This is a genomic window from Kamptonema sp. UHCC 0994 (genome assembly GCF_029167235.1).
GTDB lineage: Bacteria > Cyanobacteriota > Cyanobacteriia > Cyanobacteriales > Microcoleaceae > Kamptonema.
The window spans coordinates 1-25,666 of record NZ_JARFTR010000244.1; the positions used below are offsets into that span (position 1 = coordinate 1).

Genomic DNA, 25,666 nt, shown 5'->3' on the forward strand with positions numbered 1-25,666 from the left:
ATATTTCTCCCATTCAACGTTTTGCAGTGCGGTTACGTGAGGATTATGATTCTGTTAAAGCGGGTGTGACTTTATCTGTAAGTAATGGCCCGGTTGAAGGACATATTAATCGATTAAAAATGCTGAAACGACAAATGTATGGTCGCGAAGCGTATTGATCTATTAAGTCGCCGATTTTTAATCAAGATGTAAAGGGTTTTTCTCTCCCTAGAAGCAGTTTGAAAAACAGCGATCGCCATAGGACGTTGGTTCGGATCACCAAAAGTTGCCAAGACCCTTTATGTGGTCTCGGTTAGATGATTGCGGTCTCCTACATTTACTTACGTAACCGTAATCAACGGATTACTGCATCAAGGGATGCTAGGTGAGGTAACGACAGAGGTGAGGCTACAGGTTGAAGCTGAGGATGAGTTTTAGGCTTCTGATAAGCGTGAAGCGGGAAATGTGAATTTTAAAATGCCCTTTTAGGGCTTTTTTTTTGACTTTCTCACCCTGCATGAACGCAAGCGAACTCTGCATGGTGAGGAAGTAGGAAATCGCACAGAGTGTTGCGGTGAAACTTAGTCCTGCTAGGTTGAGGCATTTTCTGAAAAATTAATTTTTTAATTAATTTTTTAATTAATTTTTCAGAAAATGAGAAGCCGCCTTGTTGGACAAGAAAAATACTAGAATGGCTAGATGATTAGGATGACTCAATAAATGAGTTCGCTTACCCTAAATTGGGTGAAAATAAGCAGTCTCAAGCACGTTTTACTGGAATTGTACTAGAAACTGAGGAAATAATGGCTGAAAGTATTGATATTGCGTGCAATGCTCAAACTTACCCTATGTTTGGCCCGGAAATTCAGTGTCCTCACTGTCGCCAGACAATTCCGGCGCTAACGCTGACGGACACTTATTTGTGTCCCCGTCACGGGGCATTTGAGGCAGACCCGAAAACGGGTGAGCTAGTCCATCTCCAGTCAGGTCGTCACTGGCGGCAGTGGGAAAATGATTGGTATCGGCAGCACACACATCCTGACGGGATTCGCTTTGAAATTCACGAAGCTCTCGACCGCCTTTATACTCAAGGTTATCGGGCAACTCGTGTCATCATCGCCCAACGTTATCGCGACTTAATTAGCTCCTATCTGGAACGTAGCACTCCTTGGCGGGGACAGCCAGAATCCCCTCGGCCGCGACTTTACGGTTTACCTGTGGATTTTAGCCCTGAACCTTCAGAGGAACCTTGCTGGGAAGTAATTAATTTTGACTTAGAAAAAGAGCCAGGAGTACCGATTAGATATCCCTATTTCCGGTTGTTTGAGTAAAATTAGGGAATTTTTGAGTTTTGAGCTATAAACTCTTTATTCAACCTAAAATAAAAATTAAAATAGAATGCACCACGCCTCGATTCGGACTGCCAACATTCATCGCGCGATCGCTTTCTACGAACAACTGGGATTTACCGTCTGCGAACGCTTTACGACAGGTTACACCCTTGCTTGTTGGATGGAAGGGTTAAATGGACGTATTGAACTAATCCAAATACCGGAACCGAAACCCGCACCGGATGCCTTCACAGACGAGCATTATGTAGGCTACTACCACCTATCTTTTGATATCACAGATGCGACAACTGACCTTTCTAGCTGGTTAAAGTCGCTGCAACATCGCTTTGAGTCAGCGGTGCGAGAGCAACCCAAGGAATTTCAGCCTTTAAAAGTTCTCTTAGAGCCCACTCAGCAAATGATTGGCTCGAATGTTTATGAAGTAGCTTTTATTGCTGATACTGATGGATTGCCTTTAGAATTTATCCGCTTAGTGAACAAACCCGACAGTCAACGGAGTACCGTTAGACGGTAGGCTTCTTATTTCCTTTTTTGCAAAGGCTTTTTATAGTGAGGTAGTCCCCCCCACTTACTTAATATTATAGGATAGTTAACTGTTAGTACTGCTGTTGATCCATAAAACGTGAGTTCGATGAAGTGCTATAGCAATCCTAAATGAGTCGTAAACTTTTTACCCCACCCCAACCCTCCCCTTGGTAAGGGGAGGGAGTAAGAAATTCACAAATGATTTAGGATTGCTATATGCCTTCGGCTGGCTTCGCACTCCATCGAACTGACGTTACTAAGAGTATTCGACTAGCCTAAAGTAACCCGATCAAATGCAGCGGGCCATGACCTGTAATTAACTCCACTAAAAGTCCGATAAAGCCAATCATTGCCAGACGGCCGTTCCAAACCTCCGCCGCCGTAGTCAAACCCCATTCCCAACGTTCTTGTGGATACATCTTCGCCTTCTTAGGAGGATGTATTACCTCAGAAAACTTAATATTGGGTGCATCCAAAGCCTCAATAACTGAATCAGCTAAATCCTCAATAAATACAGGATGAGTATTAAGAGCCGGCACGCGGTGGAAGTTGTGAATCCCCGAATGTTCTGCCAATTCCCGATACTCCATATCAATTTCTTGGAGGGTTTCAATATGCTCAGAAACAAAGCTAATCGGAACTACAAGTAACTCATCAACTCCTTTAGCAGCTAATTCTGGAATCGCTTCTTCCGTATACGGCTTGAGCCATTCCACCGGGCCAACCCGACTTTGGTAAGCCAGAGTATGGTCATTTGGGCGATTAAGAGTCTGCATAATCTTGCTGGTGCAGTCCTCAATCTCTTGTTGGTAAGGATCTCCGGCTTCTTCGACATAGCTAACGGGGACACCGTGAGCACTGAAGAAGATATGAACTCCATCGGGATCGGGGCGACAATCGAGTTCTTGAGCAATTAATTGAGCCATCGCGCGAAGGTAGCCCCCTCGCTGATACCAAGAGGGGATAAGCGTGTACTCAAGTTGTTGGAGAATGGGATCTCCTTCCCAGATCCTTTCTAAGAGTCGGAAACTGGAACCACTCGTACTGATGGAGAATTGAGGATAGAGTGGTAATATTACCAACTGTTCAATCTCGTCGCGCTTGATTTTTGCGATCGCCTCCTCAGTAAAAGGATGCCAATAACGCATCCCCACATAAACTTTAGCTTCCTGTCCCTTTTCCCGTAACTTTGCTTCCAGTGCTAGGGCTTGCTCTTCTGTGATCCGCCGCAAAGGAGAACCGCCGCCAATGTGCTTGTAATTTTCCTGGGATTTCTCAGCCCGCAGGGTAGAAATCAACCAGGCGAGGGGTTTCTGCATCCAGGGAAAGGGTATGCGAATAATCTCTGGGTCAGAAAACAGGTTGAAAAGAAAGTGGCGGACATCTTCGATTTGATCCGGCCCGCCCAAATTTAGTAGTAAGACTCCTATACGACCCATAGCGCTTGCATTTCCCCTCTTGTCTCAGCTTTGTTACCAATTTTAATAATATAACTTCTTAATAAGCCTGAGTCGATAGCAAAACATACACAATTTTAACTATGGCAACAATTCTTAGAGATTTAAGTTACCGTTACCAGTGGCTCTATGACGCAATATCACGCATCGCAGCCCTGAGTGTGGGCGGGGAAGCGCGTTTTCGCCAGCTAGCCTTGCAAGGTTTGACCATCCGATCGGACACTAAAATCTTAGACCTCTGCTGTGGTAGCGGTCAAACTACCCAATTTCTAGTCGAATACTCTCAGGATGTCACCGGACTCGACGCTTCACCCCTTTCTTTGAAACGCGCAAAGCAAAATGTGCCCGCAGCGGATTATGTAGAAGCTTTTGCCGAAGAAATGCCATTTCCTGACAATTATTTTGATTTGGTGCATACTAGCGCCGCCATGCACGAAATGCAGCCGATGCAGTTGCAACAAATATTACAAGAAGTTTACCGCGTGCTCAAGCCGGATGGCATCTTCACTTTGGTAGATTTTCATCGGCCTACTAATCCAGTATTTTGGCCTGGGATAGCAGTTTTTTTCTGGTTATTTGAAACGGAGACTGCTTGGCAGTTAATTGAAACCAATCTCACTAATCTGTTATCGGAGGTGGGGTTTGATGTGGGTCTGAGTCGGTCACATTCTAGTGCAAGTGTACCGCAGCAACCCGCACTTTACGCAGGTGGTAGCCTCCAGGTAATTCAAGCTAAGAAATTAGCTAATGGCTAATGGCTAATGGCTAATGGCAGACCTAGTTAAACACGATATTATTGCAAACATAACTCCGTCATGGTAAACATTAACTCCGTCATGGTAAACATAACTCTGTCATGGTAAACATAACTCTGTCATGGTAAACATTAACTCCGTCATGGTAAACATTAACTCCGTCATGGTAAACATTAACTCCGTCATGGTAAACATTAACTCTGTCATGGTAAACATAACTCTGTCATTGCGAGCCAAGCGAAGCGCGTCAAGCGAAGCGCGTCAAGCGCAGCGCAGTTGCGAGGTACGAAGCAATCTGAGGTACGAAGCAATCTGAGGGTGTTGCGAGCGCAGCGAAGCGAGCGAAGCGAAGCAATCTTAAGGCCCTGAGATTGCTTCGCTTCGCTCGCAATGACAAGGATATTTTCTCACTATGACCAAGGATATTTTCTCACTATATTATGACAAAGATATTCACTCGCAATGACAAAGATATTCACTCACTATGACAAGCAAAGAGATATGTCTACTTAATTAAGAAACAGACGATCTAAGGGATTTTAACAATATTAAATTAACTGTCAAGTAATCATTTTCCTTGCTTTTACTTTCCCGCGCTTGGGAACATTGTCCCAAGCGCTGTCAACCACCCACTGAGAAGCAGCATTTGGTTAGACAAATACACTTAATATAATATGATGTTTGGCGACTCATAATTATATATTTAACAAATATTTACATACTTCCCTGATAGTAACAGACAAGCAAAAAACCAGCTATACAAATTTTTTCGCCTCCGCCAAAGCCTTTTCAAACTTCACTAAAACATCCTTCTCTCTATGAATAATTTTCTCCTGTTCTAACATCGGCCGGCCAAAGCGAAAAATACCATCTTGCTCAACATGATCTACATAAGGTAGCGTTTCAGGATGAGGCAAAAATTTTTTCCCCATCGTGTAAGGTGTATGGTAAGAAAAAGTAAAATCAGGAAACTGTTCAGTCTTGATTTCCAAATAGTAAAGTGAATAATAATCCCTAGTTTCCGTATAAATACATTCCCGGCATTTATGTACCAGCTTACGATTGTGATAATAAAATTCCCACTTATCCCAATAATAGCCTTCCTTCATCATTTCATAGTGGTTATCGCAAAGCTTCAGATACAACTTATCAGCATCAACTGGACGATAAAATGCCAGGATTCCATAGGGAACCTGAGCTAATAACTGAATTGCTTGATTTTTTCGCTGATACCATTGTTCTCGCTGCTGCTCGTACTGTTCATTATATTTAATAGCTCTGAGGCTTTTAAGTTGATTTTCCTTCGCCCAGCGAGATGCCCAAACTGTCCAATAGGCTAACTGGAGAATAGCTGATATTTCAGCCGAGCCTTTTTCTTGCCATTCCTCAATAATTTTTTCCCAAGCTGAGCTAAAAGCTTCTCTTGATTGCTCGTGTTCCTTGCGGCTTTCAGAAGCAATTTGTGCTCCTGTTTGCCGATTAGTTTTAATCTGCGATCTATGTTCTTCTCGCCACTGCTGAATATCTGCTGGCGTGAGGCTGAGGATAAATCTTCTGTCGTGAACGGGATACTCCAAAGCCATGCCCGATTTCCGAAAACTGCGATATTCTAAGATAGGGAGTTTACCTTCTTTTACCCAGCGCTTGCGTTCGCTTTTAGAGCATTGGAGCAGTTCTTCTAATTCGATCGGCTCAACAGCTAACTCACTTTTGAAAGTTTCCCAGAATCTTGCTTGCTCGAAGGCATTTTCTTCTAAAATAGACAGAATTGTACTGACGAGACTCTCTTTTTTGTCCTTAGAATTGTCAGGGAGTCCTAAAAATTCGATGAGTTGGGCTTTGAGAATACGTCTGGAAGAGATTAGCTCGGCTAACATCGGGTAGCTCCAGTAGAGTCGGGACTTAAGTTAAAACTCAAATAAGTTGCCTAAGTCCTAATATCTTAATAGATTCTACTCTATTGAAATCTACTAAATACCGATTTTAAGTATCTGACTTGACTCGGCGGATGGGCAAGTTTGCGATCAGTGCTGTGGCGCGTCGATCGCTTTCTAGGGAAAACTCTGTACCATCAGTTTCGAGTTCCACGTAGCGAGACACTACCTCTAGGATTTCTCTACGCATTGATTCTACCATTTCTGGAGTGAGGTCAGAACGGTCATGAGCTAGAACGAGTTTGAGGCGGCGTTTAACTTCCTCACGGCTGTTTTCGTCAGTCGTGCGGGGAAAAAGTCGGTCGAGAAGGGTATTAATCATGGGGGCTTGCAGGGTTGTCAAGAGTTAGGCAGGTGGCAGAAAATCCGTTTAGCCGCCTATTACAACGGCCACGAAACCGATTGGCAGTTTCGAGAGAGATTGTGATGTCAGTGGCGATCGCGCTCTTGAGGAAAGAGGCTGGTAACTGACGACGAGGAAAAGTGAGAAAATCCTGACAACATACCCTTTAAAATCAACACTTTAAAATCTTCCTCAATCCTCACTACCAATAGTTTAACTGGCAGTATACCGAGATCGACATTTATTGCCAACATTCGCCGCCTACTCACATAATCTTAGCCGTTAATAGCCTGCGGAGGCGAGTAAAAAAGTTATCTTGGGGAGGATTGAGTTCGAGAAACTCGACTTTTTCGCCTTCCAAGCGGCGAGCAATGTTTTCGTAGGCGGTTCCAGCTAAGGAGGGAGTTTCCGACAGCACTAAGGGTTCGCCCCGGTTAGTGGAAACAATTACTCGCTCGTCGTCTGGGACAACTCCCAGCAGAGGAATAGCAAGAATTTCGCGTACATCCTGCACCGACATCATATCATTAGCTTGCACCATTAAGGGTCTAATACGGTTAACTATCAGGTGGATGCGTTTGACATTGTGAGCTTCCAATAAACCGACAACGCGATCGGCATCGCGGACGGCGGCAATTTCTGGGGTGGTAACGATCACGCCTTCTTGAGCGGCCGCGATCGCATTTTGAAATCCCTGCTCAATCCCCGCTGGTGAATCAATCAAAATATAGTCATATTTCTCTGCGAGTATGTTGACTAACTGTTTCATCTGTTCGGCACTAACAGCATCTTTCATCCGGTTTTGAGCTGCCGGTAGTAATACCAGATTGGGCTGTCGTTTATCTTTAACTAAAGCTTGCTCTAGTCTACATTCTCCGGCAATCACTTCTACTGCCGTATAGACGATACGATTTTCTAAACCCAAGAGCAAGTCCAAATTTCTCAAGCCGAAATCAGCATCAACTACAGCAACAGATCGGCCAAGTTTTGCCAGAGCCATGCCGAGATTCGCTGTGGAGGTAGTTTTCCCAACTCCTCCTTTGCCAGATGTAACAACAATAATGCGAGCCATAAGTAAAAATGTTAGTTGTTAGTTGTTAGTTGCTAATTGCTAATTGCTAATTGCTAATTGCTAATTGCTAATTGCTAATTGCTAATTGCTAATTGCTAATTGTTCCCCATCCTCCCCCTCTTCCCTAGCCCCTAGCCCCTAGCCCCTAGCCCCTTATCAAAATCACTGGCTCTGCTAATACGAATCCCTTGGGAAGTCACGTAGGCGACTTCGGGGTAAAACTGAGCGGGTTGAGTCTCAGGCCCTCTGGCTACGTATTCAGCAATCCGAATTAGCATAGGTTCCATTTGCAAAGTCATAATTACACTTTTGGCATTGCCGCTTGCTCCAGCGTGAACTCTCCCCCGCAAACGGCCCCAAACTAGGATATCGCCTTGAGCGACCACTGAGCCGCCGGGATTAACATCTCCTAAAATTATTACTGTACCGGGATGCCGAATTTCTATGCCGGAGCGAATTGTCATCTGTAAATACAGAGGTTCGGTAAGAGAGGAAGATGTTTCTGAGGGGGTTTTGTTGAGGGAGGAGACAGGGGATTGCTGTTCGACGGCATAGCCTGCGGTGGCGGCGGCGACGGCTGTTTGACGGCGGATGGTGTGAACTCGTTTGAGTTGGAGTTCGACTTCAGAGAGAGCATCTGCGATCGCTTGTAGTTGGCGAACATCTAATAACCTATCGCCAGCCATCAGGTAAACTTCAGCGTTTTGCTGCCAGAAGCGTTCTCCTGCATTCAGTCTGACTTTTAGTTCTTGCCAGAGTTCAGTCCAAGTTGTTGCTGTTGAAGTTGCTGCTTCACTGCTGGTTTCTGGCGGTAGCAGCAGCTTCAAGTGTCCATCTTCGTTTTTGAGACGGACTTGCAGGTTGAAACTGACTTCTGGCGTTGGAGCATCAGGGGTAACGGCGGAGGAGGAGGAAGCATCAGTCGTCATGGGACTGGTCTGATTTCAGGTAAGGTTGACTATCAATGTTAACTTAATTAGGAATTGAAACCTGTTTATATTACCTCTGATTGCGAGTTATCTGTCATTGCGAGGGCAGCGAAGCAATCTAAAGATGCTGCGATTGCTTCGGGCTTGCTTCGTACCCTCGCAACTGCGCTTCGCTTGGCTCGCAATGACAACGTTAGCCTATTAGGGATTAAAGCTCTTTTTATTACCAGTTATCTGTAGTTGCGATCGCACCGAAGCAATCTCAATATTCTGCGAAAGTAGTATCACTGTGATATTCTGCCTATTTGACAGAACTCATGTCAACTTAGATAGGAATCATGGCAAAGTTACCAGACGAGATCATCACAACTGTTTTCAGTTTACAGCGACAACTCCTAGAACGTATAGATGAAGCAACAGCAACAGTGTTTGTCATGCTAGAACAGTATGGCGAAACAGATGCCACAATTCCCGAATTAGACGAACTCCAGAGTATCAGAGAACGGGCAGACAATTACTACTCGCGTTTTTATGTCACGCTGCGGCGAATCTATGATTCTCAACCTGCAGCTTCCCGTGATAGCCTAGAGTTACTTGGTCGCTACATTGATGAGGCTGAGGCTACAAATGAGGCGATACAAGCAAGTATTCAAGAAATCAAGAGAAACTGGAATTTACCATGATTAATGAACATAGAATACCTGATGCAGAGACTAGAGCGCGTTCTGTTGCAAATTTGCGGGAACTGGTAAAACGCATGGATCGCAACATTGCTGAATTGGATGAACTTAACGCCCGCTTAGAAGCAGATATTCAAAACAGCACCCTGGGAGCTTATTATAAAAGAAGAGCGGAACGTCTGGCAGCACAACAACAAGAATCCACTTCTCAAGCATAATTTTCCAGGGCGGTAATTACCCGCCCAACGAGCTATTTACTTAACCGCCGATAAACTGTCGCTAAAGCATTTGCATCGCCGACATTTCCGGGAAACAAAACTACTGGTAAATAAGGAAATAAAGGATGGTCTGCTGCTGTCCGTACTACCGAACAACCTGCTAAAATTTGACCTAATAATCGTGCCGATGTCAGTGATAAGCCTGTGCTGAGAACGTCATTAGAAGTAATGCCACCTTTGCTAATCAAAAATCCGATGTCTGAAGGCAAACCTCGCACTATATCCATCAACAAAGCTGAAACAGCCGCACCAAAATCTAAGCGCATTTGTACGCTGTCAAAAGTAAGTTCTTGGCGGCTAGTATAAACTACAGGGGTTTTACCTACAGCACGAACAGCATAAACATTTTCAAGAATATTTTTAAGAAGTGTAGCGCGTTGTTCGGGCGAATCTTCTAACAAACGAGCAACATCAATTTCAATGCTAGCTGTTCCTGGTTCTTGCAGTAATTTTTCTAATTGTTCAGTTGTTTTCTTAACGTGAGATCCAACTATCACAACACCGGGTTTACCGCCGCGCACGTATTGTGCCATATCTTCGGCGGCTATTGGCTGCGGGCCGAGGTCGGCTAGGGATGTTAAAATACTAGCACCGCTGCGGAATAAAAAGCGTTTACCTTGGCTTGTTGCTGTCAGGATATCGGCAGCAAATTGGTTGAAATCAGCTTGAGTTTCGCCGTCAACTACGCCACATTTGTTGCCAGTTAAATTGAGTAAGCGTTCCAAACTTCCAGCGCGAATATCTACGAGTAAAAATCGTTCTACATTTTCAGCCGGAATCCGATTTTTTGTTTTTTCTGCTACATAGTCAGGTAAATAACTATGTTTATAGCTAAAGACAGAATCACGGGCAAATTCTGTTTGTTCTACGGGTGTTTCAACGCCATTAATTATGAGATAATGTACGCTATCGCGGGTAATTCGTCCGCCTTCAAAGAAGGCTGGAACTAAGAAATGAGCGTCAAAAGGGCCAAGTTCTTCAGCGATGACATCGGTTTCGACAGGATAGTGGCCCCGGAGGGTGGAGTCGGAACGGCTGACTATGAGGAAACCTGCTTTTTGGGGAGTAGTTGCGATCGCATCTTTCAAATTGCGACAAACTTCGCGGGTGACAGCCGCCGCTTGTTGGGCCGGCAGAGCTCTGGTGTTCGTTAGGATGAAGAAAATCGGTGACTCGTCCCCTAGTCCTAACTTGAGGGTATCTACGTCCCAGCGCGTTAAGAGTAGGCAACTGTGGACTGTTTGGGAACCTGTGGGATCGTCATCAAGGACTATGATTTTAGGTTGGGCGGTCATACTGATTTTGGTAGTAATTTCAATACTTTTGTTTGAGAGCAAGTAATAGTGATGTCATCATACACCTTTTGCTCACCGATGTGGCGCTTCACGTTCGCGATCGCAGCTTTCCTAATTTCACTGGCTGAATGCTGGCGATTGTGTTTAATTATGTTGATTATTAAATAGGGATAAAAAATTAAAAATTAGGCTAATGCTTAGTATATCGCAGTTCACATTCACATTTGTCAGCAGATTGTAGGTTTATCTGTTACTACCTATCTTAACGTCTTTTTCATATTGCGAATAATGCTTCTAAACTATTCATCAGGAGTGCTAAATCGTTGATAGTAATAACCTTTAGCTTAACGTCTCCTCCCTTTCCTGACGGGTAACAAGCAAGTCATAAGCGATCGCTAAGTGTCCTAGGCTTGCTTTCTCAGGACTTACCCACGAAGTACCAAAAATCAAGGGTTTGGGTTTGCTTCGTACCCTCGCAAGTTCGGCTTCCCTGCGGTCGCAACGACAGAATTGCGTTTTCTCTAACTCCTAGTCCTGAGCATCGTAGTCCCTAGCCCCTAAGCAATTAGCAACTTCACTTACTACCATCCTCGCAAATTTCTACACAAAGCATTAGCATATAGGGGTGATAGATCGCTACCATCCCCTAAATTCACTGCAAGACGGCCACTGGTTCAAATTAATTTGCGGAGCCAGTTACCACCATTTGCCTGCGGTTCGGAATCTAACCTTGGCTTACACCCTAGCGGGCGCTGACTGTATCGACGTGGCCGCCGATCCCGCCGCGATCGCAGCAGCGCGATCAGCCCTAGAAGTTTCCTCCTATTTAGGAACCGAGGCCCGCACCCGAAATTTTGGGTTTCAAGGTTTACCCCTGCTAATGGTGAGCTTAAACGATGGCGAAGACCCGCATTTTCGCAAAGCCGAATTCAACCCAGCTCATTGTCCGACGGATTGCTGGCGGCCATGTGAAAAAGTTTGTCCAGCCGTTGCGATTGTCTTTGAAGATAGTGGCGCGGACTTCTCAGGCGTTCTTGACCAGCGCTGCTATGGTTGCGGTCGGTGTCTCCCGATTTGCCCCAGCCAGCTAATTTTCACTCGTTCTTACGTATCCGCACCTGCTGCGATCGCGCCTTTAGTGTTGCAAGCCGGTGCAGACGCGATCGAAATTCACACCCAAGTAGGGAGAGAAAAAGACTTTACACGGCTCTGGTCTAGCATATCACCCCAGATATCCCAACTCAAACTGATCGCCATTAGCTGCCCCGACGGAGAAGGTTTAACCGACTACCTACGGACACTCTATGACATAATTTCCCCCCTTCCTTGTCCCCTAATTTGGCAAACTGATGGTCGGCCAATGAGCGGAGACATTGGAGCCGGAGCAACTAGAGCCGCCATTAAACTCGGCGAGAAAGTATTAGCAGCTAAATTACCGGGATACGTACAACTTGCAGGCGGAACGAACGATCGCACCGTTAGCAAGTTAAAAGCTGCTGGACTCCTGAATGTGAAATTGCCCATTGTAGATTTGGAACCGGGAAATACAGAATCAGATCCAGAATCTGTAAACCAAATCCCAAATCCCCAACCCCAAATCCCCAATCCCAAATCCTACATTGCAGGTGTAGCTTACGGTAGTTATGCCCGTGTCTTGCTGTCACCAATTTTGGAACAGTTAGAAACAATGCAAACAGAAAGAGCCAAGGCAATTCCTGGCAAAAACATACCGCCAGCCGTCACAGCTCAAATACCTCTTGCAGCTACGCTCGAAGCCGAACCCAACCTGCTCTGGCAAGCTGTAAGTTTAGCTCATTCCTTAGTTTCACAAATTAAGGGAATTTGTTAACAGTTAACCGTTAACCGTTAACCGTTAACCGTTAACAGTTAACCAACAACTAGCAACTAATAGTATCGAGGCGAATGCAGATTACAGACGACCTCAACAAATTACTAGATATTGTCCCAGAAGAAATTCGGCGGCCAATAAAGCAACATCCGCAGCGAGACAGACTCATTGAAATTGTTATGGATCTCGGTCGCCGCCCAGAAGCTCGATTTCCATCTCAAGCCGAATACCTTTCCGAAACCCTTGTTTCCAAAGAAAGCCTGAACCATTGTATTCAACGAATAGGTGACTTTGGCGGGGACAACCGAGCTGGTATCGAACAAACTCTGCACCGGATTAGTGCTATCCGTAATCGCACTGGCGAAGTAATTGGCCTGACATTAAGAGTGGGTCGTGCTGTCTTCGGCACAATCGGACTAATCCGGGACTTAGTAGAAACTGGCCAGTCAATTCTGCTACTCGGTCGCCCTGGAGTGGGTAAAACAACAGCCCTGCGGGAAATTGCCCGCGTGTTGGCCGACGACTTAGAGAAACGAGTAGTAATCATCGACACCTCCAACGAAATTGCTGGGGATGGAGATATCCCTCACCCGGCGATCGGTCGTGCTCGGAGGATGCAAGTTTCCCACCCTGAATTTCAGCACCAAGTCATGATCGAGGCAGTGGAAAACCATATGCCGGAAGTGATTGTGATTGATGAAATCGGCACGGAACTAGAAGCATTAGCCGCACGAACGATCGCAGAACGGGGAGTACAGTTAGTAGGAACTGCTCATGGCAACCGCCTAGAAAACCTGGTAAAAAACCCGACTCTAGCTGACTTAATCGGCGGTATTCAGGCGGTGACGCTGGGAGATGACGAGGCGCGGCGCAGGGGTTCTCAGAAGACGGTTTTGGAACGCAAAGCACCGCCTACTTTTGAGATTGCGGTGGAAATGCTGGAAAGGCAGCGTTGGGTCATCCACGAGCACGTTTCTGAAACCGTTGACATTCTGCTGCGGGGACGAGAGCCAAACTTACAAGTCAGAAGTATTGGAGATTCTGGCGAAGTGATTGTTACCCAAGAGATGGCAGCAATGCCTACCAAGCCGACAGGAATCCTCGGATCGTCGTCTTTCGGGTCGGGGAAAACAGCGTTTCCAGAGGCCCAAGGATGGCGCGGTTCTGGGAAAATGATCCCGCTGCCGCCTCCGAAAGACCAATTTTCTGCTAAACCCGCGCAACTTTCTGAGGCGAGGTATTTTGAGCAATTGCTTGATGAGTCGCTGTCGGTAGATCCGGTGTTACCGGAAGGTCATTATTCCAGAAATGCTGGGCCTAATGGTGAGGATTTACCTCTGCACATCTATCCTTATGGGATTCCGCGTCATCAGTTAGAACAGGTGATTGCGACGCTGAATCTGCCTGTGGTGCTGACGAAGGATATTGATAGTGCGGATGTGGTTTTGGCCTTGCGATCTAACGTTCGCAACCAGTCGAAACTCCGTCATTTGGCGAAAACTCGCCAAGTTCCTTTGCACACGATTAAAGCGGGGACGTTGCCTCAAGTAGCAAGAGCTTTGCGGCGGCTGTTAGATATGGATGACCCCGGAACCCCGGAAATGGCGGATTTGAGCTTATTTGCTCATAGCGGTTCTTCTGACGAGATCGAAGCTTTGGAAGAAACTCGTTTAGCTGTTGAGCAAATTGTGATTCCCAAGGGTCAGCCGGTGGAACTCCTTCCGCGTTCTTCCCATGTTCGCAAGATGCAGCACGAACTTGTTGAGCACTATCACCTGAAGTCTCACAGTTTTGGTGAAGAACCTAATCGTCGTCTGCGGATTTATCCAGCTTGAGGGGAGAGGGGGAGAGGGGGAGTGGGGGAGCGGGGGAGCGGGGGAGATGAGGAAACTCTTTCCCCAATTGGCAATTAGCAATTGGCAATTAGCAATTAGCAATTAGCAATTAGCAATTAGCAATTAGCAATTACCGTCCTGTAATTGATATAACAGAAAACCGCGATCGCAATCTCTCAAAACTCCTCTGCCCCTCTTCCTTTGGCAAGGCCTTGCTCTCTCGACAAAAGTAGCTGTAAGTGTTATTGATATTAAATATTGGGTTGAGGGGTGTTACCCCTCGATAAAGTTTATTGTTCCAGAAGCGGGTGCAGGTGGCGATTAATTTTTTTGATTTAGACTTGACATTGTATGGAAAATATGATTCCGCCGATCTGGGACATAGCAGGAGTTGGCATCTGTGTAACAGATGAGGAAGGGCAGTTTGTTGAAGTCAACCTTGCTTACAGCCAGCTTTGCGGTTGGTCAGTGGCGGAATTGCTGGGCGAGAGTCCAGAATCAAGTGGTGTTGGGAGTTCGGGATGTGCGATCGCTCTGAAAGGGCCTAAAAATTTACAGGATACTTTGATTGCTGGGTCTTCACAACAGGCTGACCTTGGCCAAATTATCTGCAAAGATGGGGATAGGCGCGATGTTTGGGTGATAGCAACACCTTTAGTCAGGGAAGATAACCGCCAGTTTCAAGTTACGACGGTGACAGATATTACCAATGTTTTGAGAACAGGCGATCGCGCTGAAAGTCAACTAAATCAGCAGAATCAAGAGCAACTATTAAAAGAGAAAGACTTAAGCCAGCAAACTCTACCGGCAGATTCCCAAACTGAAGATCGTCTGTCCACACTGGAATCGGAAATTGGGATTGCGATCGCCCAGAGTACCACTTTACCAGAAATCCTCAACCGCTGTACCGAGACGATAATGCACGCCTTCGATGCTACTTTTGTTGGCATCTGGATATTTAACAGAGCAACGCGCTTACTAGAACTGCAAGCCTTTGTAGGCGAACAACCTCCTACCGCAGAGTTCTCCGATCGCATTCCTTTTGGCATCTCCACGATCGGGTTTGTTGCTCAATATCGACAACCTTACATCATACCTGCTCAAGAAAATAAGACCTTAGCTAGCTATCCCCTGATTGTAGAAGATCGCCTGGTAGGGGTAGTAGTAGTGGCTTGCAGGCAAGCTGTGGCTGAGCGTGGGGGGGATCTGCTCGGTTGGGCTGCCAATGCGATCGCTATCGCAATTGACCGCGCGCGATCGTGGGCGGGCAGAGAATCTTTACTATTTAGACTAGCTAGCCAGATTCGTAACTCTTTAGAATTAGATACAATTCTAGAAACAGCAGTGCAAGAAATTCATAGCCTTTTGCAACTCGACTGGTGCTTATTTATGTGGTACAGACCAGAGGTGATTAAAAATGAAGAATTAACAATTAAAAACCAATCAACAGATACAGAGAGTGCAGCCAATTATAGTTTTAATTCTGAGCTGAAATTTGTAACTCAAAATCACGCTGGCGAAGCCTACCCGCAGGGTTTAGAATTACAAAGTACAAAGCTTTGGGAAGAACAAAGCAAGCTGAAACAATCTCTCAACACCGCGCAGCATTACGAGGGACAAAGTAATCTCTCAACACCGCATAGCGTTACGAGGCGCGAAGCCTTGGGAGGAACAAAGGAAACTGAAGCAATCTCTCAAAACCACGTTGGTGTAGCCTACCCGCAGGGAGTGCAACGAAGCAATCTCCAAACTCAAAACCAGGAAGGATTGCGAGTACAACTAAGCAATCTCAAAACTCAAAACTCCTATTGGGAAGTAGTTAAAGAAGCTACAAATCCAGGTTTGCCAACCCTAATCGGCCGTTACCCAGTGGAAAAAGTGGGTTCTTTTACTGAAAAACTATTAAACCTAGAAATCATCCGACTAGATGATGTTGCAGGTTTTGAAGAGCCTGTGATGCGCCGATTTTTAATGTCTTGGGGCTATGCTTCCATATTAGCACTGCCGATTCAGACGCATTCCGGTGCGATCGGAGCATTTAGCTGTGGTATGTATAACCCACCCAAGAGCGATTATGAAACGGGATCTGAGTTTGCAGATAGTTCGGCAAAACTTCGACCTTGGAGCGATTCGGAGGTAGAATTATTGCGAGCAGTTACAGATCAATTAGCGATCGCAATCGATCAAGCCGAACTCTACGCCCAAGCACGTAACAATGCAGAAATAGCCCAAACTCAAGCTCAACAGATTGCTGAAACTTTCCACAAATTGCAGGCAACTCAAACACAACTAATTCAAACCGAAAAAATGTCTTCTTTAGGTAGTATGGTTGCCGGAGTTGCCCATGAAATTAACAACCCGATTAACTTTATTTCTGGCAACCTCACTTATGCAATCGACTATATTCAAGACCTGCTAGATTTATTGCATCTCTATCAGAAACATTCCCCTAATCCCGACCCAGAAATTCAGGAAAAAACTAATTCTATAGACTTAGAATTTCTCACAGCAGATTTGCCGAAATTAATCTCTTCAATGAAGCTAGGTACTGACAGAATTCGTCAGATAGTGATGTCTTTGCGAAATTTCTCTCGCCTCGACGAATCGGAGAAAAAACCAGTTGATATTCATGAAGGCATAGATAGTACACTACTAATTTTACAACATAAATTTAATTTATACAGTGGTAAATTAAGTGTTAAAATTATCAAAGAATATGGCAATCTTCCCTTGGTTGAATGCTGTGCGGGACAACTCAATCAAGTATTTATGAACATTATTAGCAATGCCATTGATGCTCTAGAAAATCAACCTGAACCCAGAATTATTACTATCCGCACTGCGGTGATGAATGGAAAAGGTGAGGAAAATTATTTGTCACCAATAACCGATGATAAATTTGCAGTAATTCGGATCTCTGACAACGGGCCAGGGATGACAGAACCAGTTATCAATCGATCGTTTGACCCATTTTTCACTACTAAACCAGTGGGTAAGGGAACGGGACTTGGACTGTCAATTTCTCACCACATTATTGTTGAAAAACACGCTGGTATCCTCAAGTGTATCTCAGAACCAGGAAAGGGTGCAGAGTTCTGGATTCAGATCCCGCTAGCCTAGAGGGAATTGGTAATTGGTAATTGGGAATTGGTAATTGGGAATTGGTAATTGGGAATTGGTAATTGGGAATTGGTGATTAAAAGCAGTACCTACAAAATTGAAAACTGCTATATTTAAGATATAGTAAGTCTCAAACCGAGGGGCATCAAGTATGAATGATACACATTTAGAGTTATTTATCCAATTAATTGCTAATAATACAGGTTTGCATATCCGCCCGCAAGATCGAGCGACCTTATCTCAAAAGATTGGGGTTCGGATGAAAACCATTAATTTATCTATACCAGAGAAATATTATCAACTTTTAGAGGCGGATACAGAACAAAGCCAGAGAGAATGGCGATCGCTGATCGTCCTTTTAACCACAAATGAAAGTTATTTTTTGCGAGATAGAGGGCAATTTAAGCTACTAGAAAAAGTGATTTTACCAGAATTAATAGAGTATAAAAATCAACTCAAAAATGCCTCTGATTTAATGCGGTCGCTGCGTATTTGGAGTGCTGGATGCTCAACAGGAGAAGAACCCTATTCTTTAGCTATTCTCATTCAAAAATTAATCCCTGATTGGGAGCAGTGGAATATCCTAATTTTAGGAACCGATATTAATGAGGAAGCTTTAGAGAAAGCCAAACAGGGAACTTATAGTCATTGGTCGTTTCGCCTTGTTAATCCAGAACTCCAGCAGCGGTATTTTAACCAGCATAAAACTGAATGGATCGTTGAAGATAAACTGATTAAAAATGTAAAATTTAGATATGGAAACTTAGTAAAAGATGATTATCCGAATATGCTTGATGATATTAACAATATGGACTTGATACTTTGTAGAAATGTTTTTGTTTATTTTGAATCACAGTCTATTGCAATTGTCCTAAAAAAGTTTTATAATACTTTAAGATCGGGGGGGTATCTAATGACAAGTCATGCCGAACTTCACGGTCAGTCCCTTGGTCAATTCCAAGCAAAAATCTTTCCAGAATCAGTGGTTTATCAACGGAATGAGGTAGGTCAAAAAGAACATTATCAAATGCCACTATACAGTTCTAATGTCGGCGAAGCTACTGATAAATTCAAGCAAGAGTTTACAGAATTAGATTTTAGCAGTTCCGCTCCTGCGAAGCTAACAGAAATCGAGATTAAATCAGTACCTAAACTCGAACGGATAGTGTCTTCAATAGCAGAAAATTCACCGTTATCGGCAAGGATGTCAATACCAAGTCTATTTCCAATTAGTAATGCAACGGAGACCCCAACACCGCTGGTAAAAATTCGCGAACCTTTGGAGAAGATTTTACAGAGTAGCTATGTGACACGAGGAGAGGATCACACGGTTAATACCGCTCCAATTTTATTTTCATTAACAGTAGAAAAAGAGCGACAGATAGCAGGCATTAATCTTCTTCTAGAGGCAGAAGCTTTTTTCAAGAGTAAAACTTATGCTGAGGCTATTAAAAAAGCGGAACAAGTTATTGAGCTTTATCCTCATAATTTTCATGCTTATTATTTGCTAGCTGAGATTTATGCAAATCTAGGCAAACATGAGCTGGCAATTAATTACTGTCAACAAGCCATAAGTGTGGATTCATTATCAGTATTTCCTTATCACTTACTCGCTCATATTGCTGAAGAACAGGGAGACTTAGAAGCAGCTAAGAATCTTTTAAAAAAAATCATTTATCTTTGTCCGTCATTCATCTCTGCCTATCTTGAGCTCGGTAACATTTACGATCTAGAAGGCAATGTTAAAAGAGCTAAAAAAATGTATAATACCTCTTGTGAAATTCTCAAAATTTTACCACCTGATACTCTAATAGAACAGCAGGGTAAAATTACAGCTAGTGAATTGCTGAAATATGTCAAAGCAGTCTTGGTAAAACTATCTATTCAATAAGTTTCACTATTAAATATGAAAGCTCAATACTATCTTATTTTCGGACATAATGATTCTCTCTACGGTATAGAAGCTATTGTTGTTCAGGAAATTTTCTTTTTACCAGAGTTAACACCAATCGCAGAAGCACCCCGTGATATTGTTGGCGTGATTAACCTGCGGGGCGAAATTTTGCCTGTGATGGATCTAAATCTTCGCTTTGGATACGTTGCTCAAAAATACTGTTTGACAGATAGCGTAATCGTTATAGAATATCAAGAATTTAGAGTTGGCATCATTGTCAACCAGGTTCAGGAAGTAGAGAATATATCAACAGATATAATAAAAACACAGCTATCTTACGGGCGAAAGGATACAAATAAATCTCACCATTTTGTAGTTGGAATTGCCCAATTTGAAGCAAATATTGTGATGCTACTCAATCCTGAGATTGTAATTCGCTATTCTCAGGAAAATGAAGAGGCTAGTCAGAAAATAAATGATGTACCAGGGAAAAAGTTAGAAGAAGGAACAGATGAAAAATTGGTAATTGAAGATTCTAGTTATTTTCTGGAAATGCCAGTTTTTTGTCCGAATGCTACGCCCCAGGAAAAAGCTATTTTTCGGCAAAGAGCTAATAATTTGAGGCGCAAAGAAGATGAACAAAATTTCACTATAAGTAAGTTTCCGCTGGCGGTTATTGCTTTGAATGGTGAATACTTTGGACTAAATTTAGAAGTGGTACGGGAGTTCACAGATATACACAAAGTTACGCCGATTCCCTGCACTCCAGATTATATTGTGGGTAATATGAATTTGCGAGGAGAAATTGTGACGTTAATTGACATTCGTACTGCTTTAAATATGCCGATGGCAAGTGTGGATTCTTTATCGAAAGCAATTGTGGTGCAAATAGCTGATTTGGTTGCTGGTATAGTGGCTGATGAAGTTCTGGATGTGATGTACTTGAATACCTCAGAAATTACGGCTGTTCCTGCTGCTTTGCATTCGGCGAATGATGAATACTTGCGAGGTACAGCTTCCTATCGCGAAAAGATGATGAGCATTTTGGATTTACATAAAATGTTGACAAAAGGAGGGCTGGTTGTTGATGAAGAAGTTTGAAGAAGGAGGATAGATGCTCCGTAGCGTGCCTTTCAACCTAAAATTTAGCTTATACAGGTACTTAGGAATGAAAAATAAATAACTTAATGAATTACCCAGGTTGGGGTACGGCTCGATAATTCCATTTTGGCAAGTATTCGTCAAAAACAATTTGCATAGTAGTTTTGAAATTATCAGCCACCTTGCGACCAGTTTTATAAACTTTATTAAGGATGTTTACAGCTACAGATAGTCCTGTTTTAGTTTGAGTTTTTTCCACAAGAGCTTTGACTAATTCTAAGCTTGTAAAAATTACTCCTTGATAGAATTAGCGTTAGGGTAGGTGGCTTTACCATAATTATTCCACCAATTTTTTAAAGCCTCACACGCAAATTCACTGGTGTCTTTACTGTTTCCTAATGTTATATATCCTCGGTTTTGTTGAGAATCATAAACTCCATGCGGAATTACTTTTCCGTGACCTAAACTCCAAAAATCATGATCTAAAGTAGTGACAGTTTCCTTTGTATAGAGAGTTCCCGGACGATACAAATTACCTAAAACTTCTTTCTTTTTGGTATCAAAACTAATAATAGGATTGCTAGCTTCTCTATACTCTGTATGAAGCCTTGCAATATTTTTAAATTGAGAATCCCGGTTTTTATTAATTCCTATCGTTTGTTTTTTTTGGGCTTTTCGTTTCACATATCCATGCTTTTTTAACAATTTTGAAACCAAGGGGAGACTAATGGTAAAACCTGCTTCTCGTAGTCCAGAAGCTATTTCTTTATGCGTCAGATTAGTCCATTTAATTAACTCGTTCATTGGGTCTCCCGCTGGCTTGAGGGCCAATAAGTATATTTATTCGCTTGACTTCAATCTCTAAATCCTTGATACCAGCAAAGTTTCTAATTATTAATTTTTCCGCCATAATTTTAACTCAAGTATGGTAAGAGATTATATCATATTTTAACATAAAACTTTTACATTCAGGGAAGGCGATCGCTGCCAATAAATTATCTCCCACTCATATCATGTCCGGCAAATTACTTGCGATCTGTCATTGTCAGGATTTACGCACCCAACCAAAGAAACCGGGTTTTTTTACGAAAATACTTCGTTATGACCGACAGATTGTCTCAAAAACCCGGTTTCTAGAGCCATTAACGTAAGTCCTATAAGTTCTACTCAAGAAACTAGAAGTTGATAAATAGCGATCGCCTCATCTTTCCCTCTCACCTTCACAGACTGATCTACCAGTTGCAACCTAAAAGCCTCTGGATGTCGAATCGCACTGACGACAGACTCCGTTACCAACACCGCGCACTTGTAATGTCTAGTCAAACCTTCAACTCGCGACGCGACATTTACCGCATCGCCGATCACTGTTGAATCCATCCGCGAAGTAAAACCTACCGTACCCATCACCACTTCCCCTCGATGAATGCCGATCCCAATGTCGATCGTCGGTAGATTTTTGCGCGATCGCCCCTCATTAAACTCTGCAAGATTTTTTCGCATGGCTGCGGCTGCTTCTAGCACGCCATCAGTCGCCTCATCTTCAAATAGCGCCATAATCGCATCGCCGATATACTTGTCGATGAAACCCCCAGCTTGCTCGATCGCTAATCCCATACAAGCTAAATAATCATTTAAAAATATAAAAGTCTCCATCGGCGTTAACTGTTCCGACATTGATGTATAGCCTTTAATATCAGCAAATAAAATCGTGATTGTCCGCTTCGAGGCGGTACCAACTTGGATATTTTCAATGCCATCAGAAGCGATCGCGCTCAAAAATTTATTCGGCACAAATCGCTCAAAGGATTCGACTGTTCTTTCTAACCTGCTAAACGACTTTTGCAACGCGATCGACATCTCATTAAAAGAAGATGCTAAAGCCCCAATTTCATCACTAAGATTGATTTCAGCGCGATGATACCAATCCCCCGCCGCAATTTTAGCAGCACTGGTTTGCAAGCGCTGCACGGGTTGGCTGAGCTGCCTTGCTAATACATAGGCTCCCGCCAAACCAAAACTGAGGGCAAAGGCCCCAATTGTCAAGGCTCGCCTGATCGCCTCATTCACTGCGCTCTCTAGGGGTTTAAGGGAAATGCCGATGCGAAAAGTACCGATTTTATCCCCAGTCGCAGTGCTAATCTCCGCCGCCACTTCGATGACGCGATCGCCCCGCGCCGCCCTCAAAGTTCCTGTGGGAAATTCAATATCCCGAAGTATAAATGTCTCCACACCGAGGCTTCCTGCTTTGGAGAAGATGCCTGCATCTCTCATTGAGGTCGATCCCGCTAATCGAGTCGATCGCTTGCTGTAATGCTTTAAAGCTACCTGTGTCACAGCTAGCGGCACGACATCGGGCACGTACTGTTCTTGAAACTCGATCGGTGATGAGGCGACAATTTGATTATGAGCGCGATCGTCTGAGACTAAAATATAGACAAAATCCTTATTTCTTTTCAGCAGCAAATCCAAATTCAGGCGGATTGTACTCCAATTTTGTACTACGAGTTCTCTTGTAGATAAATTAGCTAGTGCTACAGCCAGCGCATGGGCCGAAGCTAATTTTTGTTCCCGGTAGCGATCGCCCTCACTCACCGCAGAGAACCACACTACCGCCCCGACAATCGAAACAATTAACAGCGTTGTCGCCGTCATAATTCGAGTGTGGATAGAGTGAAATAACTTTATTTTCATTGTAATTTGTTGGTTGTAATTTGTTAGTTGTAATTTGTAATTTATTAGTTGTTAGTTGTTGGTGATTTCTGGTGATTTTTGTGTGTAAATTAAGCTAGATAAAAACTATTAACTGTTATCGGGAAATTCCTCTTATCGGGAAATTTATCCCACCAGTGGGAAATTCCTGTCATTGCGAGCCAAGCGAAGCGCAGTTGCGAGGTACGAAGCAAGCCCGAAGCAATCCAAGCCTTTGCGATTGCTTCGCTTCGCTCGCAATGACATAATTGATGTTTGTAATGACATCATTGATACTCGCAATGACATAATTGATGTTTGTAATGACATCATTAATACTCGCAATGACATCATTAATTTTAATTAAATGTACCGAGTTAACAACTAACAACTAACAAGCAACAACTAACAACTAACAACTAACAATTATTCAACATCAAGTTCTTCAACAAAAGTTAGCCAGCGGCGATCGTCATCAATGGGGGTTTCAAAACCGCCGCCGCTGTAGCAACTTGTAGGAATTGCCAGAGTAACTGGGCCTCCAAGTCGGGACGAGATCGGTTGGTAGCTGTCACCCCATCGCGTTACTAGCAGGATATCGCAGTCGCGGACATCAGCCGATCGCAAGCGGATGGGATTTTTGGGATCGCGAGACACCGCAGACTTACCCTTAACAATTATTGACTGATGATTGGCGATCGCCACATTTGCTACACTCAAAACATCCCGCACCCGCACACCATGTAGCTTAACCTTACCTATCGGCCAGCCTTGACGGTAGCCAACAGCCTCCTCTATAGTTATTTGTGGTAATTTATCGAGAGCATTGCGATCGAGGATACGGTTGCCAATCCGTATTTGTACAGGTTCATTACCAACGATCGCGTCAGTGACATAAAATGCCCAAAATCTCTCCGCATACTCCTCATGTAACTGCGGGTATTCACTTTGAGGAAACACCAGAGATAAAGGCCCCCCTTCACTACGAGGAATTGGTCGGCCGTCACGCTCCACTGCTAGGATAATCGGATAGCGGCGTAAATCGCTAATATTGACTGTTGAGCGAAAGCCGTCATAGCCTAAAAATGTGACATTGGTGACACCTGGCTTAACCCCCAAGCGATCGAGCAATTGCGAAACCGCAATCCCTCGAAAATAGAGAATAGTATTCAAGTCTTTGCTATTGTGAGGCGAAGTAGTGTTAACGCGAGAAGTTGCCAGCGCTTCCAATTCGCTCCAAGTCAATCTCTGAGTGCCTTTAGCAGTTTCTCCGCTTACAAAGAACTCCCACTCCTTTGCCTTGGTAGTCTTTGCCTGCTGTGCAATCATAGCATTGTTATTCGCGATCGCTTCGGCCCGCCATTGAGCCAACTTAGCCTCCCTAGGCTGCTGATTGCATCCCGGAAGTAAAATCGCCAATAGGGTGAGAAATGAGGCAAATCGGAAGGTAAGATTAAAAATAAATGAATTTGGCATTTTCTAGTCCCAATCTAGGGATTGAGCATAATTTTACTTTGATAATTTCCACTCTCTAGAATAATAGTTTTATTTTCTCCTTCCCTTTCTCCTTCTCCTCCTAAAGTATGAGCGACCAACAGCCGAAAACTCAATTTTGGAAAAATTGCGGAATTTTTCTGAGTGGTACTCTCGTGGGAGCAGTGCTAGCTTTAGGTGGTGAGTTAGCCTGGAAACAAGTGCAGTTGTCACAAAATGAGGTAGAAATTAGGCTACCATCTGTAAATTCAACTGCGGTCAAGCCTGCTTCTCCTACACAACAATTGACTATTCCGCCGCCACCAAATACGCGATCGCAACCACTTGTAGCATCACCAACACCTCTAGCTCAGCCTTCTCAAACGTCCCTAACAAATATTCCTAAACTACCATCAATCTCTCCCACACCCTCTCCTTCCCCAACTTTAGCTACAACTGAGCGAGTCAGCTTTGAAGTTGGTGCTACAGGCACAACTGTTCGCGACAATTTACAAGCAAATGAATTAAAACGTTACACTCTTAATTGCAGCAGCAATCAAGAGATGACAGTAAAGATAGAAGAAGGAACTGTTAATGTAGATATTCTCGCTCCCGATGGCGCAAAAATTGGCACTGCTTTCGGTACTGTTCAATGGCAAGGTAAACTATCTAATAGCGGCGATCATACTCTTGAAATTTCTGCTCCCAATCAATCCAACTATGCTGTTAACGTTGAAGTCAAGTAACTAGAAAATTAAACGACTTCATAATGTTCTACTATCGGAAAAGGATCGTAAAAGTGATGTAATAAAGCACGCCACTTTTGATACTCTGGCGATTGTCTAAATCCGACAGTATGATCTTCTAAAGTCTGCCAGCGCACCAGCAGAATATAGCGGTTTGTATTTTCTATACAGCGCTGAAGTTCGTGAGAAATATATCCCGGCATAGAAGAAATGATACTTGAAGCTATTTTGAAAGCGGTTTCAAATTCAGCAGTTAAACTAGATTTTACATCGAGAATTGCAACTTCTAATATCATAAGCCTAAACAGTTAATTTTTCAGGGGAAAATCTGTAACGCCGCCATCTTGGCGGTAACAATACC

At 43.7% G+C, this 25,666-nt stretch carries 23 protein-coding genes; 11 read left to right on the forward strand and 12 right to left on the reverse strand.

Annotated elements, in window-relative coordinates; genetic code table 11:
- Window positions 1–782 precede the first annotated feature (782 nt).
- Both PY364_RS21750 and PY364_RS21755 read left to right on the forward strand, forming a co-directional pair.
- Window positions 783–1,310, forward strand: coding sequence for a TIGR02652 family protein (locus PY364_RS21750; RefSeq protein WP_275526202.1), 528 nt, complete (start codon window positions 783–785; stop codon window positions 1,308–1,310).
- Window positions 1,311–1,377: 67 nt separating this feature from the next.
- Entirely contained in the window at window positions 1,378–1,845 is a 468-nt protein-coding gene (locus PY364_RS21755; protein ID WP_275526204.1) for a VOC family protein, read from the forward strand.
- Between the two features lie 286 nt (window positions 1,846–2,131).
- Here PY364_RS21755 and hemH read toward each other — a convergent pair whose 3' ends face one another.
- A complete protein-coding gene (gene hemH / locus PY364_RS21760; protein WP_275526206.1) occupies window positions 2,132–3,295 on the reverse strand; it encodes a ferrochelatase in 1,164 nt (387 codons plus the stop codon).
- Between the two features lie 101 nt (window positions 3,296–3,396).
- On the opposite strand from hemH, the gene PY364_RS21765 reads away from it, so the two are divergent.
- Window positions 3,397–4,068 (forward strand): class I SAM-dependent methyltransferase, encoded by a 672-nt coding sequence (locus tag PY364_RS21765; RefSeq protein WP_275526208.1) that lies wholly within the window; start codon window positions 3,397–3,399, stop codon window positions 4,066–4,068.
- 755 nt (window positions 4,069–4,823) lie between these two features.
- Here the strand turns inward: PY364_RS21765 and PY364_RS21770 are convergent.
- The 5 genes from PY364_RS21770 to minC all read right to left on the reverse strand — a co-directional run bounded on the left by PY364_RS21770 (window position 4,824) and on the right by minC (window position 8,346).
- Window positions 4,824–5,945 carry a hypothetical protein gene (locus tag PY364_RS21770; RefSeq protein ID WP_275526210.1) on the reverse strand — a complete coding sequence of 374 codons (1,122 nt, stop codon included), beginning with the start codon at window positions 5,943–5,945 and terminating at the stop codon, window positions 4,824–4,826.
- A 106-nt stretch (window positions 5,946–6,051) separates the two neighbouring features.
- Window positions 6,052–6,324, reverse strand: coding sequence for a cell division topological specificity factor MinE (minE, locus tag PY364_RS21775; protein WP_275526212.1), 273 nt, complete (start codon window positions 6,322–6,324; stop codon window positions 6,052–6,054).
- Between the two features lie 107 nt (window positions 6,325–6,431).
- Complete coding sequence (locus PY364_RS21780) at window positions 6,432–6,599, reverse strand: hypothetical protein (RefSeq protein ID WP_275526214.1); 168 nt, start codon at window positions 6,597–6,599, stop codon at window positions 6,432–6,434.
- Between the two features lie 11 nt (window positions 6,600–6,610).
- Window positions 6,611–7,417, reverse strand: coding sequence for a septum site-determining protein MinD (gene minD / locus PY364_RS21785; RefSeq protein WP_275526215.1), 807 nt, complete (start codon window positions 7,415–7,417; stop codon window positions 6,611–6,613).
- Window positions 7,418–7,548: 131 nt separating this feature from the next.
- The gene (minC, locus tag PY364_RS21790; RefSeq protein WP_275526217.1) at window positions 7,549–8,346 is read right to left on the reverse strand and encodes a septum site-determining protein MinC; all 798 of its coding nucleotides are present in this window, start codon (window positions 8,344–8,346) and stop codon (window positions 7,549–7,551) included.
- Window positions 8,347–8,684: 338 nt separating this feature from the next.
- On the opposite strand from minC, the gene PY364_RS21795 reads away from it, so the two are divergent.
- Together PY364_RS21795 and PY364_RS21800 are read left to right on the forward strand one after the other, a co-directional pair.
- A complete protein-coding gene (locus PY364_RS21795; protein WP_275526219.1) occupies window positions 8,685–9,029 on the forward strand; it encodes a hypothetical protein in 345 nt (114 codons plus the stop codon).
- A complete protein-coding gene (locus tag PY364_RS21800) occupies window positions 9,026–9,244 on the forward strand; it encodes a hypothetical protein (protein WP_275526221.1) in 219 nt (72 codons plus the stop codon). The genes PY364_RS21795 and PY364_RS21800 overlap by 4 nt, the downstream gene beginning before the upstream one ends.
- A gap of 32 nt (window positions 9,245–9,276) precedes the next feature.
- Here the strand turns inward: PY364_RS21800 and PY364_RS21805 are convergent, their stop codons facing one another.
- On the reverse strand, window positions 9,277–10,599 hold the full coding sequence (locus tag PY364_RS21805; RefSeq protein ID WP_275526223.1) for a four-carbon acid sugar kinase family protein: 1,323 nt from the start codon (window positions 10,597–10,599) through the stop codon (window positions 9,277–9,279).
- Window positions 10,600–11,224: 625 nt separating this feature from the next.
- Here PY364_RS21805 and PY364_RS21810 point away from each other — a divergent pair.
- The 5 genes from PY364_RS21810 to PY364_RS21830 all read left to right on the forward strand — a co-directional run bounded on the left by PY364_RS21810 (window position 11,225) and on the right by PY364_RS21830 (window position 20,398).
- A complete protein-coding gene (locus tag PY364_RS21810) occupies window positions 11,225–12,448 on the forward strand; it encodes an LdpA C-terminal domain-containing domain (RefSeq protein WP_275526224.1) in 1,224 nt (407 codons plus the stop codon).
- A gap of 74 nt (window positions 12,449–12,522) precedes the next feature.
- Complete coding sequence (locus PY364_RS21815; RefSeq protein WP_275526225.1) at window positions 12,523–14,283, forward strand: R3H domain-containing nucleic acid-binding protein; 1,761 nt, start codon at window positions 12,523–12,525, stop codon at window positions 14,281–14,283.
- A 351-nt stretch (window positions 14,284–14,634) separates the two neighbouring features.
- A complete protein-coding gene (locus PY364_RS21820) occupies window positions 14,635–17,403 on the forward strand; it encodes an ATP-binding protein (protein ID WP_275526227.1) in 2,769 nt (922 codons plus the stop codon).
- 151 nt (window positions 17,404–17,554) lie between these two features.
- The gene (locus PY364_RS21825; RefSeq protein WP_275526229.1) at window positions 17,555–19,294 is read left to right on the forward strand and encodes a CheR family methyltransferase; all 1,740 of its coding nucleotides are present in this window, start codon (window positions 17,555–17,557) and stop codon (window positions 19,292–19,294) included.
- A gap of 15 nt (window positions 19,295–19,309) precedes the next feature.
- Window positions 19,310–20,398, forward strand: a complete 1,089-nt coding sequence (locus tag PY364_RS21830; RefSeq protein ID WP_275526231.1) for a chemotaxis protein CheW — start codon at window positions 19,310–19,312, stop codon at window positions 20,396–20,398.
- A gap of 91 nt (window positions 20,399–20,489) precedes the next feature.
- Here PY364_RS21830 and PY364_RS21835 read toward each other — a convergent pair whose 3' ends face one another.
- The 4 genes from PY364_RS21835 to PY364_RS21850 form a co-directional block, all read right to left on the reverse strand.
- Window positions 20,490–20,657, reverse strand: a complete 168-nt coding sequence (locus tag PY364_RS21835; RefSeq protein ID WP_275526233.1) for a hypothetical protein — start codon at window positions 20,655–20,657, stop codon at window positions 20,490–20,492.
- A gap of 32 nt (window positions 20,658–20,689) precedes the next feature.
- Window positions 20,690–21,202 carry a hypothetical protein gene (locus PY364_RS21840; RefSeq protein WP_275526235.1) on the reverse strand — a complete coding sequence of 171 codons (513 nt, stop codon included), beginning with the start codon at window positions 21,200–21,202 and terminating at the stop codon, window positions 20,690–20,692.
- A gap of 363 nt (window positions 21,203–21,565) precedes the next feature.
- Entirely contained in the window at window positions 21,566–23,089 is a 1,524-nt protein-coding gene (locus tag PY364_RS21845; protein ID WP_275526237.1) for an adenylate/guanylate cyclase domain-containing protein, read from the reverse strand.
- Window positions 23,090–23,512: 423 nt separating this feature from the next.
- Complete coding sequence (locus tag PY364_RS21850; protein WP_275526239.1) at window positions 23,513–24,562, reverse strand: molybdopterin-dependent oxidoreductase; 1,050 nt, start codon at window positions 24,560–24,562, stop codon at window positions 23,513–23,515.
- A gap of 107 nt (window positions 24,563–24,669) precedes the next feature.
- Between PY364_RS21850 and PY364_RS21855 the strand changes: the two genes are divergently transcribed.
- On the forward strand, window positions 24,670–25,305 hold the full coding sequence (locus PY364_RS21855) for a hypothetical protein (protein ID WP_275526241.1): 636 nt from the start codon (window positions 24,670–24,672) through the stop codon (window positions 25,303–25,305).
- 8 nt (window positions 25,306–25,313) lie between these two features.
- Here the strand turns inward: PY364_RS21855 and PY364_RS21860 are convergent, their stop codons facing one another.
- Window positions 25,314–25,601: an antibiotic biosynthesis monooxygenase gene (locus PY364_RS21860; protein WP_275526243.1), complete on the reverse strand. Its 288-nt coding sequence runs from the start codon at window positions 25,599–25,601 to the stop codon at window positions 25,314–25,316.
- Between the last annotated feature and the right edge of the window lie 65 nt (window positions 25,602–25,666).

Coding starts and splice junctions, on each gene's coding strand:
- PY364_RS21770 (WP_275526210.1), bottom strand. CDS start 5,945: ATGTTAGCCGAGCTAATCTCTTCCAGACGTATTCTCAAAGCCCAACTC.
- PY364_RS21780 (WP_275526214.1), bottom strand. CDS start 6,599: ATGTTGGCAATAAATGTCGATCTCGGTATACTGCCAGTTAAACTATTG.
- PY364_RS21820 (WP_275526227.1), top strand. CDS start 14,635: ATGGAAAATATGATTCCGCCGATCTGGGACATAGCAGGAGTTGGCATC.
- minE (WP_275526212.1), bottom strand. CDS start 6,324: ATGATTAATACCCTTCTCGACCGACTTTTTCCCCGCACGACTGACGAA.
- PY364_RS21840 (WP_275526235.1), bottom strand. CDS start 21,202: ATGAACGAGTTAATTAAATGGACTAATCTGACGCATAAAGAAATAGCT.
- PY364_RS21850 (WP_275526239.1), bottom strand. CDS start 24,562: ATGCCAAATTCATTTATTTTTAATCTTACCTTCCGATTTGCCTCATTT.
- PY364_RS21855 (WP_275526241.1), top strand. CDS start 24,670: ATGAGCGACCAACAGCCGAAAACTCAATTTTGGAAAAATTGCGGAATT.
- PY364_RS21765 (WP_275526208.1), top strand. CDS start 3,397: ATGGCAACAATTCTTAGAGATTTAAGTTACCGTTACCAGTGGCTCTAT.
- PY364_RS21815 (WP_275526225.1), top strand. CDS start 12,523: ATGCAGATTACAGACGACCTCAACAAATTACTAGATATTGTCCCAGAA.
- minC (WP_275526217.1), bottom strand. CDS start 8,346: ATGACGACTGATGCTTCCTCCTCCTCCGCCGTTACCCCTGATGCTCCA.
- PY364_RS21860 (WP_275526243.1), bottom strand. CDS start 25,601: ATGATATTAGAAGTTGCAATTCTCGATGTAAAATCTAGTTTAACTGCT.
- hemH (WP_275526206.1), bottom strand. CDS start 3,295: ATGGGTCGTATAGGAGTCTTACTACTAAATTTGGGCGGGCCGGATCAA.
- PY364_RS21845 (WP_275526237.1), bottom strand. CDS start 23,089: ATGAAAATAAAGTTATTTCACTCTATCCACACTCGAATTATGACGGCG.
- PY364_RS21830 (WP_275526231.1), top strand. CDS start 19,310: ATGAAAGCTCAATACTATCTTATTTTCGGACATAATGATTCTCTCTAC.
- minD (WP_275526215.1), bottom strand. CDS start 7,417: ATGGCTCGCATTATTGTTGTTACATCTGGCAAAGGAGGAGTTGGGAAA.
- PY364_RS21805 (WP_275526223.1), bottom strand. CDS start 10,599: ATGACCGCCCAACCTAAAATCATAGTCCTTGATGACGATCCCACAGGT.
- PY364_RS21825 (WP_275526229.1), top strand. CDS start 17,555: ATGAATGATACACATTTAGAGTTATTTATCCAATTAATTGCTAATAAT.
- PY364_RS21800 (WP_275526221.1), top strand. CDS start 9,026: ATGATTAATGAACATAGAATACCTGATGCAGAGACTAGAGCGCGTTCT.
- PY364_RS21755 (WP_275526204.1), top strand. CDS start 1,378: ATGCACCACGCCTCGATTCGGACTGCCAACATTCATCGCGCGATCGCT.
- PY364_RS21795 (WP_275526219.1), top strand. CDS start 8,685: ATGGCAAAGTTACCAGACGAGATCATCACAACTGTTTTCAGTTTACAG.
- PY364_RS21750 (WP_275526202.1), top strand. CDS start 783: ATGGCTGAAAGTATTGATATTGCGTGCAATGCTCAAACTTACCCTATG.